Origin of the sequence: Amycolatopsis sp. YIM 10 (assembly GCF_009429145.1) — a bacterium.
In the GTDB taxonomy this organism is placed as follows: domain Bacteria; phylum Actinomycetota; class Actinomycetes; order Mycobacteriales; family Pseudonocardiaceae; genus Amycolatopsis.
On record NZ_CP045480.1, the window covers coordinates 9,223,251 to 9,242,421 of the forward strand.

The following is a 19,171-nucleotide window of genomic DNA, read 5'->3' on the forward strand; positions in this document are numbered from 1 at the left end:
TTTGTCCACGCCTTGCCGAGGGGAGCCGGAATGCCACGGGCGGACGCGGCGCGGAACCGGGAGCGCATCCTGGCCGCGGCCGAGGAGGTGTTCGCCGAACAGGGCGCGAACGCCTCCACCGAGGAAGTCGCCCGGCGGGCGGGCGTCGCCATCGGCACGGTGTTCCGGCATTTCCCCGCGAAAGCCGATCTGCTCACCGCGATACTGAAGAACCTGCTGGAGGAACTGGAGGCCGAGGCGGGGTACCTGGCCTGCCGCGACGAGAACCACGCGACCGGCTTGTTCACCTTCTTCCGCAGCGTCCTCGAGCAGGCGGCGGCCAAGCGGACCGTGGTCGAGGCCCTCGACGTCCGCATCGATCTGGGTGAGGTCTTCACCGACTTCCGCGACCAGGTGGAACTCCTGCTTCACCGGGCACAAGCTGTCGACGCGGTCCGGCTGGAGATCGAGGTCGACGAGGTGCTGGCGTTGATGGCCGCGCTCAGCCAGGCGGCGCTCGACGCGGATCTCCGCGAGCGCACCACCGAAATCGTGTTCGCCGGGCTCAGCGCACGTGGCCGGTGACGCGCTCGGCGACCACCCGGACGATCACCCGTTCGGCGCCGGGCGCGTCCGGACCGGCGTCGCGGCCGTCGTACTTGTGCGAAAGCTCGTTGTCGAGTGACCGCTCAGGATCGGGCGTGATGCTCGCTCGGCCCCGGATCTCGGTGTAGCGCTCGGGGTCCTCGCGATCCATGATCGTCACGCTGACGCGCGGGTCGCGGCGCATGTTCCGCTCCTTCGACCGCCCCGCGACGGTGGAGAACAACAGGTCGTCGCCGTCCCGGCCGACCCACATCGCCGAGGTCTGCGGGCCGCCGTCCGCGTTGATCGTGGCCAGTGCCGCGTAGTTGCGCCCATCGATCAGCGCCCGGACCGCCTCGCTCAGTTCCACACCCATGCCACAAAACCTATCGCGGTAGGTGAACCCCCAGACCCCGGTGACATAGGCGACGCCAGACCCCCGAAAACGGCCTCGTCTCGTTAAGCTCGCCAGCCATGAGCAGTGCGACGGAGCCTGTCGGGACGCCCCCGAGCGAAGAACCGGACATCCACACCACCGCCGGCAAGCTCGGCGACCTGTACCGGCGCTACGACGAAGCGGTGCACGCCGGCTCGGCGCGCGCGGTCGAGCGCCAGCACGCCAAGGGCAAAAAGACCGCCCGCGAGCGCATCGACCTGCTGCTCGATCCCGGCTCGTTCATCGAGCTGGACGAGCTGGCCCGGCACCGCTCGACCAACTTCGGCCAGGACCGCAACCGGCCGTACGGCGACGGCGTGGTGACCGGCTACGGCACCGTCGACGGCCGCCCGGTCTGCGTGTTCAGCCAGGACGTCACCGTGTTCGGCGGCTCGCTCGGCGAGGTCTACGGCGAGAAGATCGTCAAGGTGATGGACCTGGCGATCAAGACCGGCCGCCCGATCATCGGCATCAACGAGGGCGGCGGCGCGCGCATCCAGGAGGGCGTGGTCTCGCTCGGCCTCTACGGCGAGATCTTCACCCGCAACGTCAAGGCCTCCGGCGTGGTCCCGCAGATCTCGCTGATCATGGGCGCGAACGCGGGCGGGCACGTCTACTCCCCGGCGCTGACCGACTTCGTGGTGATGGTCGACCAGACCTCGCAGATGTTCATCACCGGCCCGGACGTGGTCAAGACGGTGACCGGCGAGGAGGTGACGCTGGAGGAACTCGGCGGCGCCCGCACGCACAACACCAAGTCCGGCAACGCGCACTACATGGGCTCCGACGACGAGGACGCCATCGCCTACGTCAAGGAACTGCTGTCCTACCTCCCGGCGAACAACCTCTCCGAGCCGCCGGTGTTCGAGGCCCCGCAGCCGACCGGCGAGTCGATCCACGACGAGGTCACCGACTCCGACCGCGAGCTGAACGAGCTGATCCCCGACTCGGTGAACCAGCCGTACGACATGCACGAGGTCATCACCCGCGTGCTCGACGACGGTGAGTTCCTCGAGGTGCAGGAGCTGTTCGCACCGAACATCATCGTCGGCTTCGGCCGGGTGTCCGGGCAGAGCGTCGGCATCGTGGCCAACCAGCCGACGCAGTTCGCCGGCTGCCTCGACATCGACGCCTCCGAGAAGGCCGCGCGGTTCGTGCGGACCTGCGACGCGTTCAACGTCCCGGTGCTCACCTTCGTCGACGTGCCCGGCTTCCTGCCGGGCACCGACCAGGAGTGGAACGGCATCATCCGCCGCGGCGCGAAGCTGATCTACGCCTACGCCGAGGCGACCGTGCCGCTGATCACGGTGATCACGCGCAAGGCCTACGGCGGCGCGTACGACGTGATGGGCTCGAAGCACCTCGGCGCGGACCTGAACCTGGCGTGGCCGACCGCGCAGATCGCGGTGATGGGCGCGCAGGGCGCGGCGAACATCGTGCACCGGAAGACGCTGGCCGAAGAGGCCGCCAAGGAGAACGGCGACGTCGACGGCCTGCGCGCGAAGCTGATCCAGGAGTACGAGGACACCCTGTGCAACCCGTACGTGGCCGCCGAGCGCGGGTACGTCGACTCGGTGATCGTGCCCGCGCACACCCGCAGCCACGTGGCCCGCGCGCTGCGGCTGCTCAACGACAAGCGCGAGACCCTGCCGCCCAAGAAGCACGGCAACATCCCGCTGTAAGGGAGTACCGCATGTCCGAGAACCGACCGCTGCTGCGCGTGGTGCGCGGCACCCCGGCCGACGACGAACTCGCCGCGCTGGCCGCCGTGATCGCCGCCGCGGCTTCTGCGGGCGAAAGCCGGTCCGAGCCGCAAAGGCGCGGGTCACGGTGGGCCGATCGGTCCGCGAACCTGCGACAGCCGTTGCAGCCGGGCCCGGGTGCCTGGCGTGCCTCCGCCCTGCCCCGCTGAGTCAGAACCTGCTTTTACCCGCGAAAGGCCGCACCGCTCCGGTGCGGCCTTTCGCGCGTTTTGTCCTGGTCGACAGGTGAATGCTCCCGGCCATATAGTCCACACGGAATAACCGGTAAGGACTACGACTGGGGGAAGGATGGGCGCCAAGCTCACCCCGCTGGCCGTGGCGGTGCTGTCGCTGCTCCACGAGAAGACGATGCACCCCTACGAGATGGCCCAGCTCATGCGCGAGCGGTTCACCGACCACCACGTGAAGCTGAAAGCGGGCTCGCTCTACCACACCGTCGACCGCCTCGCGCGGGACGAGTTCATCGAGGTCGTCGGCACCCAACGCGACGGCAGGCGGCCGGAACGCACCGTCTACGCGATCACCCAGGCGGGCCGCGACGCGGTGCTCGAGCGCGCCCGCGTCATGCTCAGCACCCCGGCCGAGGAGTACCCCGAGTTCGTCAACGGCCTCGCGCTCATCGACGAGCTGGGCCGTGACGAGGCCGTCGCCGAGTTGGAGCGCCGCGAGCTACAGCTGTCCACCGGCGTCGCGGCCGACGAGGTCATTCTCGCCAAGCTCCGCGACCGGCAACTGCCCACCGTGTACTGGCTGCACTGGCGTTATTCGGCCGCGCGCCGGGCGTTCGAGCTGGAGTGGACGCGCAAGCTGATCGACGATCTCAAGCACGACCGGGTCACCTGGCCCGACACCAAACCCCAGCTGACCCTGCTCACCGAGGACGGTTCCGATGCCGAGAACGGCTAATCCCTGGGCCGCGCTGGTCGCGCTGTGCCTCGGTTTTTTCATGATCCTGCTGGACACCACGATCGTGTCGATCGCGATCCCGCCGATGATCACCGGCCTGCGCACCGACCTGAACTCGGTGGTCTGGGTGACCAGCGTCTACCTGCTCGCCTACGCGGTGCCGATGCTGCTCTCGGGCCGCCTCGGCGACCGGTTCGGCCCGAAGCGCGTCTACCTGACCGGGCTCGTGCTGTTCACCGTGGCCTCACTCTGGTGCGGCCTGAGCGATTCGATCACCACGCTGATCGTGGCGCGGGCGTTCCAGGGCGTCGGCGCGGCGCTGATGACCCCGCAGACGCTGGCCTTCATCACGCACCTGTTCCCACCCGCCCGCCGGGGCGCGGCGATGGGCTTCTGGGGCGCGGTCGCCGGGATCGCCACCATCTCCGGTCCCCTGCTCGGCGGGGTCCTGGTGGACCACCTCGGCTGGGAGTGGATCTTCTTCGTGAACCTGCCGGTCGGGGTGATCGCGCTGGTCGCCGCGCTGGTGCTGGTGCCGGACTGGCAGCCGAAGCACTCGCACTCCTTCGACCTGCCCGGCATCCTGCTCTCCGCGGCCGGGCTGACGCTTGTTGTCTTCGGCCTGCAGAACGGGCAGCACTACGACTGGGGCACCGTGGCCGGGCCGATCACCGTGCCCGAGATCATCGGCGCCGGGGTGCTCTGCCTGCTCGCCTTCGTCCTCTGGCAGCGGCGCAACCGCAGGGAACCGCTGATGCCGCTGCGGTTGTTCCGGAACCGGGACTTCTCCGCGGGCACCTTCGTCTCGATCACCGTCGGCTTCGCGATGACCGCGGTCTTCATCCCGCTGGTCATCTACCTGCAGGGCGGACTGGGCCTCAGCCCGACCGAAGCCGCGCTGGTGACCATTCCGATGTGCCTCACGCAGGGCTTCGTCGCCCCGCTGGCGGGCAAGCTGTCCGACCGGTTCGACGCCAGGTACGTGCTGGTCACGGGGCTGGTCGCGCTGGCGGGCGGGCTGATGCTGCTGTCCGGGCAGGCGACGGCGGGCACCAGCCCGTGGGCGCTGGTACCGGCGTTGTTGCTGTGCGGTGTCGGCATCGGCTCGCTGTTCCCGCCGATGAGCACGCTGACCATGGGCTCGGTCGAACGCGAGCTGACCGGCTCGGCCTCGGGGGTCTACAACACCGCGCGGCAGGTCGGTGGGGTGCTCGGCAGCGCGGGCGTCGGGGTGCTGCTGCAGATCCGGATCACCTCGGTGATCACCGAATCGGCGACCGCGGCAGCCCAGTCCCTACCGGAAGAAGACCGCGCGGCGTTTGTCAGCGGGCTCTCCGAGGCCGCGGGCAGCGGGAGCGAGTTCGGGCCGCCGTCCACCGGCGGGAAGTACGCCGGGCTCGCCGCCGAGATCGTCCACAACGGACTGATCAGCGCCGCGAAGAGCGCGCTGCTGCTGCCCGCCGTGGTGCTGCTGTTCGGCGTGCTGGCCGCGTTCACCATGCGGGCACGCGAAAGGGCGGGTGCGCGGAGCTGACCCCGCACACCCGCCCATCGGCGCTTACTTCTTGTAGGTCAGGCCGTAGCCGTACGGGAACAGCGCCTTCTTGCCGTCACCGACGTTGATCGGCAGCTGGCTGAAGTTCTCCGCCCAGGAGAAGGTCAGCTTGCCGCTCGGCTTGTGGTCACCGAAGAGCACGTCGGCGACGCCGGCGCCTTCGGTGCCCGGCAGCCACGACGCGAGCAGCGCGTTCCAGCCACCCAGTTCCGAGGTGATGTCCAGCGGGCGACCGGACACGGTCACCACGACAACCGGCACCCCGGTCGCCTTGAGCTTCGCGATGGTCGACAGGTCCTCGGCGTCCAGCTTCAAGCCGTTGGGCCGGTCGCCCTCGCCCTCGGCGTACGGGGTCTCGCCGACCACCGCGACCGCGACGTCGTAGCTCTGGTCGGCCCCGTCGCCCTCGCGGTCGTAGGTGACCTTCGTCTTCGGCCCGCCGACCTGCTGGATGCCCTGCAGGATCGTGGTGCCCGTGGTGATCGGGCCGCTGCTGCCCTGCCAGGTGATGGTCCAGCCACCGGACTGGTTGCCGATGTCGTCGGCGTTCTTGCCCGCGACGAAGACCTTGCTGCCCTTCTTGAGCGGCAGCGCGCCCTCGTTCTTCAGCAGCACCTGCGACTTCTTGACCGCCTCACGCGCCACCGCGCGGTGCTCGGCGCTGCCGAAGTCCTTCTGCAGCGAGCGGTCCGCGTACGGGTTCTCGAACAGCCCCGACTCGAACTTCTTGGTCAGGATGCGCCGGTTCGCGTCGTCGATCCGCGCCTTGGACACGCGCCCGGCGTCGACCTCGGCGCGCAGCAGCGAGATGAACTTCGGCGCGTCGTAGGGCTCCATGAACAGGTCGATGCCCGCGTTGACCGACTCCCGCACCTCTTCCGCGGTGAGGTCGTCGTTGTTGCCGTCGAGCTGGTGGACGCCGTTCCAGTCGGAGACGACCAGGCCGGAGAACTTCAGCTCCTTCTTGAGCACGTCGGTGATCAGGTACTTGTGCCCGTGCGCCTTCTTGCCGTTCCACGAGGAGAAGCTGATCATCACCGAACCGGCGCCTCGCTTGATCGCCTCCTGGAACGGCGGGAGGTGGATCTTGCGCAGCTCGGCTTCGCTGACCTCGGTGTTGCCCTGGTCGTCACCGCCGGTCGTGCCGCCGTCGCCGACGTAGTGCTTGGCGGTGGCCAGCACCGAGCCCTTCGACTTCAGCGAGCGACCCTGGAGGCCGTTGACGATGGTCGCGTTGTCGATGGCGTCCTTCGGGGTCTCACCGAACGACTCGTACGCGCGGCCCCAGCGGTCGTCGCGGGACACGCAGAGGCAGGGCGCGAAGTCCCAGGTCGGGCCGGTGGAACGGACCTCGGACGCGGTCACCTTGCCGATCTTCTCGACCAACTTGGGGTCGTGCGCGGCCCCGAGGCCGACGTTGTGCGGGAAGATCGTCGCGCCGTAGACGTTGTTGTGCCCGTGCACCGCGTCGACGCCGTAGAGGCTCGGAATGCCGAGCGGGGTGGACACCGCGGCCTTCTGGTACGCGTCGTACATGTCGGCCCACGCGGCCGGGGTGTTCGGCGTCGGCACCGAGCCACCACCGGACAGGATCGAGCCGAGCCGCAGGTCGGCGGCCTGCTGCGGGGTGACCGCCCCTCGCTCGGCCTGGGTCATCTGGCCGATCTTGTCGTCCAGGCTCATCCGGTTCATCAGGTCGTGCACCCGCAGCTGCACCGGCAGGTACGGGTTCTTGTACAGCGGCCAGAACGATTCGGGCGCGGCGGACGCGGTGGCCGGGGTCAGCACTGCGCCGGTCAGCAGCAGGCCGCTGACCAGTACACCCGCCATTCGGGACGATCTCCTGGCACGGAGACGAAGGGACATCGGTGTCCTCCGGGAGAGGTTTCGGGCATATGTTGCGCGCGACAACAAAGTAGACCGTGACCTGGCGCACAGGCGTCACAATTCGATAACAGGCGCTGGTCCGTTAACCTTTCGCCTCGTGCGCTTCGTTCTCGCTTCCGCCTCACCCGCCCGCCTCGCGGTGCTCCGCGCCGCCGGTATCGACGCCAGCGTCGTGGTCTCCGGTGTCGACGAGGACGCCGTCGCCGCGGCGCTGACCGACCCCTCACCCAGCGAACTCGTGGTCGCGCTCGCGCGGGCGAAGGCGGCCGTTGTCGCCGACGAGGTCGCCGCGACGCACGCCGAAGCGGTGGTCGTCGGCTGCGACTCGATGCTGTCCATCGGCGGGGAAATGGTCGGCAAACCAGGCCGCCCCGAGGTGGCCATGAAGCGCTGGGCGGTGATGTCCGGCGGTTCCGGTGATCTGCTCACCGGGCATTCGGTGATCCGCTTGCGCAACGGTGAGCGCGTCGCCGAAGCCGCCGGGACGCGGTCGACCACGGTGCGCTTCGCCACTCCGTCCGAAGAGGAACTGGAGCGCTACATCTCAACGGGCGAACCACTTTCCGTCGCCGGATCGTTCACTTTGGACGGTCTGGGCGGCTGGTTCGTCGAAGGTGTGGACGGCGATCCGTCCAGCGTGATCGGCATCAGCCTGCCGCTGACCAGGAACCTGCTGGCCGAGGTCGGCGTGCGGGTCACCGACCTCTGGCGCGAATAGTTCTCACATCCTGAGAGCCGGCCCACACGAACGGGCGTTGCGGAAGAGTCGTGCTTCGCCGAGCGTTGATCCTGCTCGGCAGTTCACGAAACTTTCACGCACCGGAGCGAGCCCGTGTCTTTCATACGGACCTACAACAAGCCGTCGGTGTTCGCCGGAGCAGTGCTCGGCGGACTCGTCCTCGGCGCCTTGCTGGGCGTGCTGGCCAGGACCACCGGAACCCAGTGGCTGACCGACACCCTGGACCAGATCGGCAGCGCGTTCACCACGCTGCTGCAGATCGCGGTGATTCCCCTGGTGTTCACCGCGATCGTGGTGGGCATCAGCAGCCTGCGGAACCTCGGCGGCGGCAAGACCGCGGCCCGGCTCGGCGGGAAAACCGTGCTCTGGTTCGCCATCACCTCGTTCATCGCGGTGCTGATCGGCATCGCGGTCGGCAAGATCGTCGACCCCGGCAGCGGCGGGTTCGCCGCCGAGGCCACCGCGAAGAACGCCGAGCGCGCCGCGAAGGCCACCGGCGGCTCCTGGACCGCCTTCATCGAGGGCCTGCTGCCGCAGAACTTCTTCTCCGCCTTCGCCGAGGGCGAGACGCTGCAGGTGCTGTTCCTGGCCATCCTGTTCGGCGCCGCCGCGTACAGCCTCGGTGAGCGCGCCAAGCCGTTCGTCGACCTGACCACCAGCGTGTTCGAGATCGTGCAGCGCTACCTCGGCTGGATCGTCCGGCTGGCCCCGCTCGGCGTGCTGGGCCTGATCGGCGCGGCGGTGGCCAACTACGGCGACGCGCTGCTCGGCCCGCTCGCCTGGCTGACCGGCGCGGTGTGGATCGGCGTCGGCCTGGTGCTCTTCGTGGTCTACCCGATCCTGCTGCGGTTCGTGGCGAAGGTCTCGCCGGCCAAGTTCTTCGGCAAGGCGTGGACGGCCATCCAGTTCGCCTTCGTGTCGCAGTCCTCGGCCGCGACGCTGCCGCTGACCCGCCAGTCCGCGGTGAACCTCGGCGTGAACCCCGGGTACGCCAGCTTCGCCACCCCGCTGGCCAGTGCGACCAAAATGGACGGTTGCGCGGCGGTCTTCCCGGCCATCGGCGCGATCTTCATCGCGAACATCTCCGGCGTCTCGCTGAACGTGTGGCAGTACCTCGGCATCGTCTTCGTGGCGATCTTCGGCGCGCTGGCCACCGCGGGCACCACCGGCTGGCTGACCGCGCTGACCCTGACCACCGGCCTGATCGGGCTGGCCCCGGAGCAGGTGGCGCTGGGCATCGCGCTGATCTACTCGGTGAACCCGATCATGGACATGGCACGCACGGCGACCAACGTGGCCGGGCAGATCGTGGTGCCGATCATCGTCTCCCGCGGTGAGGGCCTGCTCGACGACGAGGTGCTCAACGCCCCGAGCACGCCGCCGCTGCTCAGCGACACCGGCGCCACGCCGAGCCGTCGCCCGGAGCCGTCGCCCGCCTGATCGGTCGGCGTGCTCAGGAAGTCGGGCAGGGACGCAGGTCGGTTTCGCTGAGCCGGACGTCCGGCCAGCCCCGCAGCTGCGACGGCACCGAGTAGCGCTTGGTGCAGCCTGCCTGCTTCCCGCTCAGATCGAAGACCTCGGCCAGCACCGGCCCGCGCGGACACCCCGGCGCGGCCGGTGCGGCCGAGGCGCATTCGTGCCGGACCACCACCACCTCCGGCGCCGCGTCCCCGGCCACCTGCGCGAGCAGTACCCGGCCGGCGTCGGAGAAGTACAGCCGGTCCGACTGGCGCCAGGTGTCCGACGGCGCCACCAGCAGTTCCGCGATCACCCCGCCCTGGTAGTCGCCGTGCACCAGGCAGGCGGCCAGCTGGCCGTCCACGCACTGCAGCGAGTCCTGCCGGACGGCCACGTCCATCGAGGCCAGCGCGCTCTCCAGGACGAAGTCCGAGCCGAGCCCGCCGAACCGCACGTGCGCCGACCGGCCATCCGGATCGGCGAGCAGCTCGGCCGTGGTGCCCTTGACCGGCTGGCTGGCCAGCACCTGGCACGCCCTCGGCCCGCATTCCGACGCGGCACCGGCCGAGGTCGGCTCACCACCGGCACCCGGCACGGCGGTTTCCGGCGTGCCTGGACGCAGCAGGACCGCCGTCACCAGCGCGCCCGCCGTGATCAGCACCGCCAGCACCGCCGTCACCACGATCGAACGCGGAGCAGCCACTTCCCCTCCTCTCCCGCCTTCCGCAGAGTAGGCGGTGTCCGGCGAGTCGGCTCGCGGTCTTCGCGCCCAGGCGGGAGTCGGCGTCGCTCCCCGTATCCGAGTCTGCTCTAATCGTGACGGTGACCATGCTCAAGCAGACACAGGGATTCCCGCCCGCCGTGTACCTGCCGACCGGGCCGAGGTACGCCTCCGAGACCGAAGCCATCGTCGAGCTGCGGCGAACCGCGGACGGCCGCACGGCCCTGCTCGCGTACTCCGCCCTCGACCGGCTGGTCAACTGCTGCGGTGACCAGCAGTCCTGGGTGCTGATGCGCACCGACAAGCTGGACAAGATCCACGCGGCGCAGCCGTTCGACGTCGCCTACCTCGACCTGGACATCCCGGCCTCGCACCGGATCAGCTGACCGACCCGAACCGAAGAGGCACTTCCCACCACCCGGGAAGTGCCTCTTCATCGCGCCGTTCCGGCTTTAGCATGTGGACTCCCGGCTAGCGAAGGATTCCCATGCCCCGCCCCGCACTGTTCCCCATCGCCGCGGCCGTGGTGCTCGCCACCGCGGCCTGCAACGCGTCCTCGAACCAGGCTTCCGCGCCCGCGACGGACGGCAAGTCGTTCGTCCTGGTCACCCCGAACCCGGTCGGCGTCAACGACTTCCTCAAGCTGTCCGTGAAGGGCATCGGCGACGCCGCGCAGGCACACGGCGCCACCACCAGGACCTACGAGAGCAGCGATCCGGCGAGCATCCAGCAGAACGTCGCGGCCGCCGTGCGCGACAAGCCGGACGTGATCGTCGCGGTCGGTTTCAACTTCGCCGACGTGCTGGCGCAGGAGGCCGAGCGCAACCCGCAGCAGCAGTTCCTCTTTGTCGACTCCTGCACCGAAAAGCCGTTCCCGAACGTCACCTGCGCCACTTTCCGCGAGTACGAGGCCAGCTACCTGGCCGGGGCGCAGGCCGGGCTGCTGACCAAGACCGGCAAGGTCGGCGCGGTGGTGGTGCTGGATTCCCCGCAGTTCCACCGGTTCTCCGACCCGTTCGGCGAAGGCGCGAAGAAGACCAGGCCGGACGTGGCCTTCAGCCAGTTGTTCATCGGCGGGCAGAACCCGTTCAACGACCCGGCCCGCGCGAAGGAACTGGCGGGCACGCTCGCCGGGAACGGCGTCGACCAGGTGATGGGCGCGGCTTCGGCGGCCGGGAACCTCGGTGTGTTCGAAGCGGCCAAGGCCGGTGGTTTCTTCGCGTACGGAGTGGACGCCAACCAGTGCCCGGCCAGCCCCGGTCAGGTGGTGGACAACGTGGTCAAGCGCACCGACGTGGTGATCGCGGACGGCATCAAGGCGATCCTCGACGGCAAGCCGGGAACCGCGCGGTCGTACGGCCTGGCCGAGGACGGCCTCGGGCTCAACGGCCTGCTTCCGGACGTGGCCACCTCGCAGTGCGTCATCGCGCAGCACCCGGAAGTCATCGACCAGGTGCGCGAACTGCGTGACCAGATCGTGGCGGGCACCATCAAGGTGACCGACCCCGCCGCCGGATGACCGCGGTCGAACTTCGCGGGATCACCAAACGGTTTCCCGGGGTCGTCGCCAACGACGGGGTGGACCTGAGCGTCGAACGCGGTGAGATCCACGCGCTGGTCGGGGAGAACGGCGCGGGCAAGACCACGCTGATGTCCATTTTGTACGGCACGCAACGGCCGGACGCGGGCACCGTGGAACTGTTCGGCGAACCGGCGCGCGGGCACGGCCCCGCCGACCGGATCGCCGCCGGGATCGGCATGGTGCACCAGCACTTCATGCTCTTCGGCGGGCTGACCGTGACCGAGAACGTGGTCTACAACCGGGGTGTGCTGGCGCGGCGGGCGCGGGCCGAGGTGGCCGGGCTGATCGAGCGGTACGGTCTCGGCCTCGATCCGGACGCGCGCGTGCGGGACCTGCCGATCGGGGTGCGGCAGCGGGTCGAGATCCTGAAGCTGCTGTACCGCGATTCGAAGATCCTCATCCTGGACGAGCCGACCGCGGTGCTCACGCCCGCCGAGGCTGACCGGTTGTTCGAGGTGTTGCGCGAGCTGGCCGGCGAAGGCCGCAGCGTCATCCTGGTCACGCACAAGCTGCGCGAGGTGCTGGCGATCAGCTCGCGCGTGACGGTGCTGCGGGACGGTCGTCGTGTCGCCGGGCTGCAAACGGCGGACACCACCGCCGCCGAACTCGCTCGCGCGATGACCGGACGCGACATCGAACTCGACGTCATCCAGCCACCGGGTACACCAGGCGAGGTGGTGCTCGACGTGCGCGGGCTGACCGTGCCAGGTGGGGCGAAACCGTTGGTGGACAACGCTTCGGTGACCGTGCGAGCCGGGGAGATCCTCGGGGTCGCCGGAGTCGCGGGCAACGGCCAGAGCGAGTTCGCCGAAGCGCTCGCCGGGTTGCGCGCGTTCACCGGCAGCGTCTCGTTGCAAGGGAAGCCGCTCACGCGGTCCTCGGTCGCGTACCTGCCGGAGGATCGCGGTGAGGTCGGTTCCGCGCAGACGGCGAGCCTCGCGGAGAACCTGGTCGTCGGGTATCACCGGAGCGGCCTGCTCCAGCCCGCGAAAATGCGTTCGCACGCGCGGCGCATCGTCGAGCGGTTCAACGTGAAGGCCGCTTCGGTGACCGCGCCGATCGGCGATCTCTCCGGCGGGAATCAGCAGAAAGCCTTGCTGGGCCGGGAACTCACGCGGGACGCGCCACTGTTGATCGCCGAGCAGCCGACCCGGGGGGTGGACATCGGCTCGGTGCGCGACATCCATGCCGAACTCGTCGCGCACCGGGATGCCGGGCACGCGATCGTGGTGGTTTCCGCCGAGCTGAGCGAAATCCGCGGTCTGGCCGACCGGGTGGTCGTCTTCTTCGACGGCCGGATCGTGGCTTCACTGGACAAGGCGGAGGCCACCGAGGAACGCCTGGGCCTGGCGATGGCGGGAGAACCTTCATGACCGGGGACCCAGCCGATGTCACGGCGGGCGGCGGCCAACGCGCGAGGCGCGGCATGAGGCTGTCCAGACGCTGGGCTGTCGTGTTCGCGTTGCTCGGGGCGTTTGTGCTGGGCACGCTCATCCTGGCCGGTACCGGCGCCGACCCGATCAGCGCGTACTCCGCGATCATCACCGGCGCGTTCGGCGCCGACGGCTTTCCCGGCACACTCGCGTACGCGGTGCCCGTGGTCGGCATGGCCGTCGCGCTGGCGGTGCCGCTCCGGGCGGGCATGGTCAACCTCGGCGGCGAGGGACAGCTCGTGCTGGGCGCGATCACCGGCACCGTGATCGGGTTGTCCAGTCCACTGCCCGCCGTGCCGACGGTGGTCCTCGCGCTACTCGGCGGCGCGCTCGCCGGGGCCGCGTACGCCGCGCTCGCCGCGTTCTTCGAGAACAAGCTGGGCGTCCCGCTCCTGGTGAGCACGCTGCTGCTCAGCTACCCGGCGATGTCGTTCGCCTCCTACCTGGTGCGCTTCCCGCTGGCGGACGCCGGTTCGAGCCTGCCCCAGTCGGAACAGCTGCCGGACGGCGTCGCGCTGGAAGTCACCGGCACCGGGCTCGCACTGGTCGCCGTCGCCGCGCTCGCGTACGTGGTGGTCGACGCGCGTGCCCCGATCGGTTACGAAATCAGGATGACCGGCCTCGGCGCGCGGTTCGCCGCGTACGCCGGGATCAGCAGGCCACGCCTGACACTGCGCGTGCTCGCCACGTCCGGCGGGCTCGCCGGACTGGTCGGCGCGATCATGGTGCTCGGCTTCCCGCACCGGTTCATCGACGGCGCGCTGATCACCCCCACCTACACCTGGATCGGCCTGCTGGCCGCGTTGCTGGCCGGGGCGAACCCGCTGGGGACGGTGATCGCCGCGTTCTTCTTCGCGGCGATCACCAACGGCGGTTTCGAGGCCGAACGCGTGACGCAGGCTCCCCGCGAGCTGACGGCGGTGTTGCAGGCCGTGATCATCATCTTCCTGGCCTCGGCGACCGGGGTGCTCAAACGACGGAAGGCGGGCGTGCGGTGAACTTCGACCTCGCCCTGCTCTCGTCCGTGCTGCGCGCGGTGACCCCGATCCTGTTCGCCGCGCTGGCCGGCGCGCTCTGCCAGCGCGCGGGCGTGTTCAACATTTCACTCGAGGGCACCATGCTGGTCGGCTGCTTCGCCGCGGTGGCGGGCAGCTGGTTCACCGGCAACCCGTGGCTCGGCGTGGTGGCCGCGGTGCTGGCGTCGGCCGCGTACTCGCTGATTCTGGCGATCGGCTCGGTCGCGCTCGGCGGTGACCCGATCGTGTTGTCGATCGCGATGAACCTGCTGGCCGTCGGCCTGACCAGTTTCCTGCTGCGCACCGTCTTCGGCACCACCGGCAGCTTCAGCGATCCCGGTCTGCGCGGGCTGGACCCGGTGCTGTTCGGGCATTCGCCGCTGGTCTACGCCGCGTGGGTGGCGGTGGCCGTGCTCGCCTTCCTGCTCTACCGCACCACGTGGGGGCTGAAGGTGCGCGGCATCGGCGAGAACGCCGAGGCGGCGGCCAATCTCGGGGTGAACGTGGCCCGCGAGCGCTACCGGGTGATCATCGCCGGCGGCGCGCTGTGCGGACTGGGCGGCGCCCAGCTCGCGCTGGGCAACGTGACGTTGTTCTCCGAGAACATGACCGCCGGACGCGGCTGGATCGCCGTGGTCGCGGTGATGCTCGGCATGGCCGCGCCGGTCGGTGTGCTGCTGGCCGCGCTGCTGTTCGGGCTGGCCGAGGGCCTTGGCTTCCGGTTGCAGGGCCTCGGCCTGCCGCAGCAGGCAACCGACGCGGCGCCGTACGTGGTCACCTTGCTGGCCTTGTTTTCCCAGCGGCTCTTCCGCCGCGAAAGGAGCACCGCATGACTGGTTCGACACTGCCGGTCACCGGCATCCCCCGATCGGGGCTGCCCCCGCTGGCGGTGGTGGTCGGCGCACCACAGCGCGCCACCGACATCGCGGCCCGGCTCGACAACGCCGAACTCGCCGGGGAGAACCGCGAATACCGCACGTACACCGGTTCCTGGCGCGGCACCGAAGTCACCGTGGCATCGCACGGGGTCGGCGGACCGGGCGCGGTGTGCTCGTTCGCCGAACTCACCGAAGCGGGTGTGCGCACCTTCCTCCGGCTCGGCACCGCGGGCTCGCTGCGCAAGGACATCCACAGCGGCGACCTGGTGATCGCCGAGGCGGCGGTCCGCGACGACGGCGTCAGCCAGCAGCTCGTGCCCGCGGAGTACCCGGCCTTCGCCACCGCGGAAACCGTTCCGGCGCTGGTCGGCTCGGCCCGCGCGCACGGGGTCCCGTTCCACCGCGGTGTGGTCTGGACACGCGCGGCGTTCTCCCCCGGCGTGCTGCGGCTGCCGATGCGCGAGTACCTCGCCGCCGGGGTGATCGCCATCGAGATGGAGCTTTCGGCGCTGTTCGTCTTCGCCGGGTTGAATGGATTGGCCGCGGGTGGTGCGCTGGTGATCGACGGCAACGCGGCGGGTGACGACGTGGGGCCGTCGACCTACGACCCCCATCGCGACGTGGTCGCCGACGGGGTGCACCGGGCCGGCTCGGTGGTGCTGGACGCGTTGATCGGGATGGGAAAAACGGATGAGTGACTGGCAGGCGGTGGCGGCGGAGGTCGCCGAGAAGCTGCGCGGGGACGCGGTCGAGCGGGAGGAACGCGGCGCCGAGCCCCGCGCCGAGATCGAGCTGCTGCGGGAATCCGGCCTGCTGCGCCTGCTCATCCCGGCCGAGCACGGCGGCGCGGGCGGCGACTGGCCGCTGGCCCACCGGGTGATCCGGCGGATCGCCGCCGCGGACGGCTCGCTCGGGCACCTGCTCGGTTACCACTACTTCCAGCTGTGGCGCACCAGGCTCTTCGACACCCCGATCGCGGACCGGCTGGAGCGCGAAAGCGCGGCGGGCAACTGGTTCTGGGCCGGGGTCAGCAATCCGCGGGACGCGGCGCTCGAACTGCGGCCCGCCGACGGCGGGTTCACCGTGCACGGCCGGAAGTTCTTCGCCACCGGCGCCTCGGTGGCCGACCGGCTGATCGTCAGCGGCACCTGGACGGACACCGAGCGCAAGGCCACCTTCACCGTGCCCGCGCGCACCGAGGGCATCCGGTTCCTCGGTGACTGGAACAATCTCGGGCAGCGCCTGTCGGCCAGCGGCGGGGTCGAGTTCACCGACGTCTTCGTGTCCGAAAACGAGCTGCTCGGCCACCAGCCCGGCGAAGGTGAACCCCGGCGGTGGCGGGATTCGCTGGCGCCACTGGGTTTCCAGCTACTGCTCGCCCAGGTGCAGGTCGGCATCGCCGGTGGCGCACTGGCCGAGGGTGCGCGCTACACCTCCGAAAGCTCCCGCGCCTGGCCGATGTCCGGTGTGGACAGAGCAGCCGAAGACCCGCACGTGCTGGCCGCCTACGGCACGCTGGCATCGCGGCTGACCGCGGCGGAACTGCTGGTGGACGCGGCCGCCGCGGCGTTCGACGAAGCCGCGCGGGAGGTCGACGAGCGCAAGCGCGGAGAACTCGGCATCCTGCTGTCCAAGGCGAAGGTGGTCAGCACCGAGGTGGCACTGGAGATCGGCAACCGGATCTTCGAGCTGACCGGCGCGCGGGCGACCGGCGCGAAGTACGGCATGGACCGGTTCTGGCGCAACGCCCGCACGCTGACCCTGCACGATCCGGTCGCCTACAAGGCCACCGAGGTGGGCAGGCACCTGCTCGACGGTGAGTTCCCGCCGATCACCGGGTACAGCTGATGGCCACGCCGATCCTGGCCGACAGCGTGCGCCTAGCCGACGACGGCGTGCACATCCTCGACCGGCGGGTGTTCCCGTTCGAGCGGGTGTGGGTGCACTGCCGCACCGTCGAAGAGGTGGCCAAGGCCATCGAGGACATGGTCACCCAGTCCTCCGGCCCGTACTTCGCCGCGCTCTGGGGCATGGTGCTGGCCGCGCGCTCGGCCGCGGATCTGCCCGCCGACGGGGCGCGGGCCGCGCTGGGAGTCGCCGGTGACCGGCTGATCGCCAGCCGGTCGACGAACAACCACCTCGGCAAGGCCGTGCGCGCCGTTCTGTCCGAAGTGGACTCTTCCGGCGGCGATCTGGTCGAAGCCGCACTCCGTGGCGCTCGGGCCGGTGACGAGCTGTACCGCTCCCGCAGCCGCGCGCTCGGCGAGTACACAGTGGACCTGCTGCCCGACGGTGCCAGGGTGCTCACGCACTGCTGGGCCGACCTGTACCTGACCGAAACCGTGGCCGCGGCCCAGCGACGCGGCAAGGAACTCAGCTTCTTCTGCACCGAAACGCGGCCGTACCTGCAGGGCGCCAGGCTGACCGCGGAAACGCTGGCCGAAATGGGCGTGCCGGTCACGCTGGTCACCGACGGCATGGGCGCCGCGCTGTTCCGCGAGGGCCTGGTGGACGCGCTGGTCACCGCCGCGGACCGGGTCAGCATGGACGGGCACGTGGTCAACAAGATCGGCACGCTCGGCCTGGCGGTGGCCGCCAGGGCGTTCGGCGTGCCGTTCCACGCCCAGGTGCAGGCTCCGGACCTGGGCGCACCGACCGCCGCCGACGTCCCGATCGAGTACCGCGACGGCGACGAGGTGCTGCACACGCTCGGACGGCGGACCGCGAGCACCCGCGTCCAGGGCCTCTACCCCGCCTTCGACGTGACCCCGCCGGAGTTCGTCACCACCGTGGTCACCGACCGTGGTGCACTGGCCCCGGCACGACTGCACGACTACTACCGGCAAGGAGAGCAGTGACCGAGCGCCTGACCACCCGCTGGGTGGTCCTCGACATCGAAGGCACGATGACCGCCACCAGTCAGGTCCACGTGGTGCTCTACGACTACGCCCGGCCCCGGCTCGGCCCCTGGATCGACGAGCACCCGGAGGACCCGCGGGTCACCGGCGCGGTCGCCGCCGTCCGCGAGGAAGCGGGCCTGCCCGCCGACGCCGGCACCGGGGAAGTGGTGCGCGTACTGCATTCCTGGATGGACGAGGACAAGAAGGCCGCCCCGCTCAAGGCGTTGCAGGGCCTGATCTGGGAACGGGGTTACGCACGCGGGGAACTGACCTCCGAGTACTTCCCCGACGTCGTCCCGGCGTTGGAGGCGTGGCGGGACCGCGGGCTGGCGCTGGCCGTGTTCTCCTCCGGGTCGGTCGCCGGGCAGATCGCGTCCTTCTCGAACACCACCGAAGGCGATCTGCGCCCGTTCTTCCGCCACCACTTCGACACGGTGAACGCGGGCCCGAAGCGCGAAGCCGCGTCCTACCACGCGATCGCACACGGCCTCGGCGACCCGCTGCCGTCGGAGATCCTGTTCCTCTCCGACGTCCCGGCCGAACTGGACGCCGCGAAGACCGCGGGCTGGCAGGTCGTCGGCCTGGCGCGCGCCGGTGAGCCGTACGAGAAGGCCGATTTCGGCTTGCACCGCACGGTCGCGTCGTTCGCCGATCTGGAAATCGAGCTCTCATGAGCTTTCCGGGGGTCCGGGGGTCGTCCCCCGAGCAATGTCACGGCGTGCTGGACCTGGCCGGGCGTGCGCTCGCCGCCGAATCCGCGCGGTACGAGGCAATGGGCTGGATGCGCGGCACCTCGGGCAATCTCTCGGTCACGCTCTCGCGCGATCCGCTGCGGCTGGCGGTCACCGCGAGCGGGCTGGACAAGGGCGCGCTGACCGCGGGAGACGTGGTCGAAGTGGACGCCGACGGCCAGGCGGTACCCGGCCAGGTCAAGGCACCGTCGGCCGAAGCGGGACTGCACGCGCGGATCGCGGGTGCGGCCGGTGCGGGCGCGGTGGTGCACGTCCACGCGATGGCGCCGGTGCTGGCCGCGGAGTTCTGGCCGGACGGCGTCGAACTGCGCGACCTGGAGATGCTCAAGGGCTTCGGCCGCCGCGCGCACGACGACGTGGTGACCGTGCCGGTGGTGCCCAACGACCAGGACATGCGCGTGCTCGGCGACGCCTTCGAAGCCGGGTTCCGCGCCGACACCCCCGCGCTGATCGTCGCGCGGCACGGCATCTACGTCTGGGGCGACGACCTCGCGCACGCGCGCCAGCGTCTCGAGTGCCTGGAATGGCTGCTTCGCTTCAGAACCCGCTTGTACCGTGCATTCGAGGGGTCTCCCCAGTGA

The 19,171-nt window shown here is 70.1% G+C and carries 20 protein-coding genes; 17 read left to right on the forward strand and 3 right to left on the reverse strand.

Annotated features, from left to right (window positions below; all coding sequences use genetic code 11):
* The first annotated feature begins 30 nt into the window (after positions 1-30).
* Positions 31-564, forward strand: coding sequence for a TetR/AcrR family transcriptional regulator (locus YIM_RS42725; RefSeq protein WP_153035782.1), 534 nt, complete (start codon positions 31-33; stop codon positions 562-564).
* On the opposite strand, the gene YIM_RS42730 is transcribed toward YIM_RS42725, so the two are convergent.
* A complete protein-coding gene (locus YIM_RS42730; RefSeq protein WP_153035784.1) occupies positions 545-940 on the reverse strand; it encodes a PPOX class F420-dependent oxidoreductase in 396 nt (131 codons plus the stop codon). The genes YIM_RS42725 and YIM_RS42730 overlap by 20 nt on opposite strands.
* Positions 941-1,038: 98 nt before the next feature.
* Here YIM_RS42730 and YIM_RS42735 point away from each other — a divergent pair, with 98 nt between their 5' ends.
* From YIM_RS42735 to YIM_RS42750, 4 genes are all read left to right on the forward strand, one after another.
* Positions 1,039-2,682 carry an acyl-CoA carboxylase subunit beta gene (locus YIM_RS42735; protein WP_113696095.1) on the forward strand — a complete coding sequence of 548 codons (1,644 nt, stop codon included), beginning with the start codon at positions 1,039-1,041 and terminating at the stop codon, positions 2,680-2,682.
* 11 nt (positions 2,683-2,693) lie between these two features.
* Complete coding sequence (locus YIM_RS42740; protein WP_153035785.1) at positions 2,694-2,912, forward strand: acyl-CoA carboxylase epsilon subunit; 219 nt, start codon at positions 2,694-2,696, stop codon at positions 2,910-2,912.
* Positions 2,913-3,051: 139 nt separating this feature from the next.
* Complete coding sequence (locus YIM_RS42745) at positions 3,052-3,669, forward strand: PadR family transcriptional regulator (RefSeq protein ID WP_153035786.1); 618 nt, start codon at positions 3,052-3,054, stop codon at positions 3,667-3,669.
* Complete coding sequence (locus tag YIM_RS42750; RefSeq protein ID WP_153035787.1) at positions 3,653-5,203, forward strand: DHA2 family efflux MFS transporter permease subunit; 1,551 nt, start codon at positions 3,653-3,655, stop codon at positions 5,201-5,203. Before YIM_RS42745 ends, YIM_RS42750 begins: the two co-directional genes overlap by 17 nt.
* A 24-nt stretch (positions 5,204-5,227) precedes the next feature.
* Here YIM_RS42750 and YIM_RS42755 read toward each other — a convergent pair whose 3' ends face one another.
* Positions 5,228-7,054, reverse strand: a complete 1,827-nt coding sequence (locus YIM_RS42755; protein ID WP_228004366.1) for a glycoside hydrolase family 3 N-terminal domain-containing protein — start codon at positions 7,052-7,054, stop codon at positions 5,228-5,230.
* Between the two features lie 154 nt (positions 7,055-7,208).
* Between YIM_RS42755 and YIM_RS42760 the strand changes: the two genes are divergently transcribed.
* A complete protein-coding gene (locus YIM_RS42760; protein WP_153035789.1) occupies positions 7,209-7,829 on the forward strand; it encodes a nucleoside triphosphate pyrophosphatase in 621 nt (206 codons plus the stop codon).
* Between the two features lie 114 nt (positions 7,830-7,943).
* The gene (locus tag YIM_RS42765; RefSeq protein ID WP_194239937.1) at positions 7,944-9,290 is read left to right on the forward strand and encodes a dicarboxylate/amino acid:cation symporter; all 1,347 of its coding nucleotides are present in this window, start codon (positions 7,944-7,946) and stop codon (positions 9,288-9,290) included.
* A gap of 13 nt (positions 9,291-9,303) precedes the next feature.
* Here the strand turns inward: YIM_RS42765 and YIM_RS42770 are convergent, their stop codons facing one another.
* Positions 9,304-10,011: a hypothetical protein gene (locus YIM_RS42770; RefSeq protein ID WP_153035791.1), complete on the reverse strand. Its 708-nt coding sequence runs from the start codon at positions 10,009-10,011 to the stop codon at positions 9,304-9,306.
* A gap of 113 nt (positions 10,012-10,124) precedes the next feature.
* On the opposite strand from YIM_RS42770, the gene YIM_RS42775 reads away from it, so the two are divergent.
* From YIM_RS42775 to mtnB, 10 genes are all read left to right on the forward strand, one after another.
* A complete protein-coding gene (locus tag YIM_RS42775) occupies positions 10,125-10,415 on the forward strand; it encodes an SAV_915 family protein (protein ID WP_228004367.1) in 291 nt (96 codons plus the stop codon).
* A 101-nt stretch (positions 10,416-10,516) separates the two neighbouring features.
* Positions 10,517-11,548, forward strand: coding sequence for a BMP family ABC transporter substrate-binding protein (locus YIM_RS42780; RefSeq protein ID WP_153035792.1), 1,032 nt, complete (start codon positions 10,517-10,519; stop codon positions 11,546-11,548).
* A complete protein-coding gene (locus tag YIM_RS42785; protein WP_153035793.1) occupies positions 11,545-12,984 on the forward strand; it encodes an ABC transporter ATP-binding protein in 1,440 nt (479 codons plus the stop codon). Before YIM_RS42780 ends, YIM_RS42785 begins: the two co-directional genes overlap by 4 nt.
* 53 nt (positions 12,985-13,037) lie before the next feature.
* Complete coding sequence (locus YIM_RS42790; protein ID WP_153035794.1) at positions 13,038-14,042, forward strand: ABC transporter permease; 1,005 nt, start codon at positions 13,038-13,040, stop codon at positions 14,040-14,042.
* Positions 14,039-14,893, forward strand: a complete 855-nt coding sequence (locus tag YIM_RS42795) for an ABC transporter permease (RefSeq protein ID WP_153035795.1) — start codon at positions 14,039-14,041, stop codon at positions 14,891-14,893. The genes YIM_RS42790 and YIM_RS42795 overlap by 4 nt, the downstream gene beginning before the upstream one ends.
* A complete protein-coding gene (locus tag YIM_RS42800) occupies positions 14,890-15,636 on the forward strand; it encodes a nucleoside phosphorylase (RefSeq protein ID WP_153035796.1) in 747 nt (248 codons plus the stop codon). The genes YIM_RS42795 and YIM_RS42800 overlap by 4 nt, the downstream gene beginning before the upstream one ends.
* A complete protein-coding gene (locus YIM_RS42805) occupies positions 15,629-16,786 on the forward strand; it encodes an acyl-CoA dehydrogenase family protein (RefSeq protein ID WP_153035797.1) in 1,158 nt (385 codons plus the stop codon). The genes YIM_RS42800 and YIM_RS42805 overlap by 8 nt, the downstream gene beginning before the upstream one ends.
* Complete coding sequence (locus YIM_RS42810; protein ID WP_153035798.1) at positions 16,786-17,796, forward strand: s-methyl-5-thioribose-1-phosphate isomerase; 1,011 nt, start codon at positions 16,786-16,788, stop codon at positions 17,794-17,796. The genes YIM_RS42805 and YIM_RS42810 overlap by 1 nt, the downstream gene beginning before the upstream one ends.
* Complete coding sequence (mtnC, locus tag YIM_RS42815; protein WP_153035799.1) at positions 17,793-18,512, forward strand: acireductone synthase; 720 nt, start codon at positions 17,793-17,795, stop codon at positions 18,510-18,512. Before YIM_RS42810 ends, mtnC begins: the two co-directional genes overlap by 4 nt.
* Positions 18,509-19,171, forward strand: a complete 663-nt coding sequence (gene mtnB / locus YIM_RS42820; RefSeq protein ID WP_153035800.1) for a methylthioribulose 1-phosphate dehydratase — start codon at positions 18,509-18,511, stop codon at positions 19,169-19,171. Before mtnC ends, mtnB begins: the two co-directional genes overlap by 4 nt.

Bases quoted from the DNA above. Each gene is read 5' to 3' on its own strand.
- YIM_RS42725 (WP_153035782.1), top strand. From the start codon at position 31: ATGCCACGGGCGGACGCGGCGCGGAACCGGGAGCGCATCCTGGCCGCG.
- YIM_RS42730 (WP_153035784.1), bottom strand. From the start codon at position 940: ATGGGTGTGGAACTGAGCGAGGCGGTCCGGGCGCTGATCGATGGGCGC.
- YIM_RS42735 (WP_113696095.1), top strand. From the start codon at position 1,039: ATGAGCAGTGCGACGGAGCCTGTCGGGACGCCCCCGAGCGAAGAACCG.
- YIM_RS42740 (WP_153035785.1), top strand. From the start codon at position 2,694: ATGTCCGAGAACCGACCGCTGCTGCGCGTGGTGCGCGGCACCCCGGCC.
- YIM_RS42745 (WP_153035786.1), top strand. From the start codon at position 3,052: ATGGGCGCCAAGCTCACCCCGCTGGCCGTGGCGGTGCTGTCGCTGCTC.
- YIM_RS42750 (WP_153035787.1), top strand. From the start codon at position 3,653: ATGCCGAGAACGGCTAATCCCTGGGCCGCGCTGGTCGCGCTGTGCCTC.
- YIM_RS42755 (WP_228004366.1), bottom strand. From the start codon at position 7,054: ATGGCGGGTGTACTGGTCAGCGGCCTGCTGCTGACCGGCGCAGTGCTG.
- YIM_RS42780 (WP_153035792.1), top strand. From the start codon at position 10,517: ATGCCCCGCCCCGCACTGTTCCCCATCGCCGCGGCCGTGGTGCTCGCC.
- YIM_RS42785 (WP_153035793.1), top strand. From the start codon at position 11,545: ATGACCGCGGTCGAACTTCGCGGGATCACCAAACGGTTTCCCGGGGTC.
- YIM_RS42790 (WP_153035794.1), top strand. From the start codon at position 13,038: ATGAGGCTGTCCAGACGCTGGGCTGTCGTGTTCGCGTTGCTCGGGGCG.
- YIM_RS42800 (WP_153035796.1), top strand. From the start codon at position 14,890: ATGACTGGTTCGACACTGCCGGTCACCGGCATCCCCCGATCGGGGCTG.
- YIM_RS42805 (WP_153035797.1), top strand. From the start codon at position 15,629: ATGAGTGACTGGCAGGCGGTGGCGGCGGAGGTCGCCGAGAAGCTGCGC.
- YIM_RS42810 (WP_153035798.1), top strand. From the start codon at position 16,786: ATGGCCACGCCGATCCTGGCCGACAGCGTGCGCCTAGCCGACGACGGC.
- mtnB (WP_153035800.1), top strand. From the start codon at position 18,509: ATGAGCTTTCCGGGGGTCCGGGGGTCGTCCCCCGAGCAATGTCACGGC.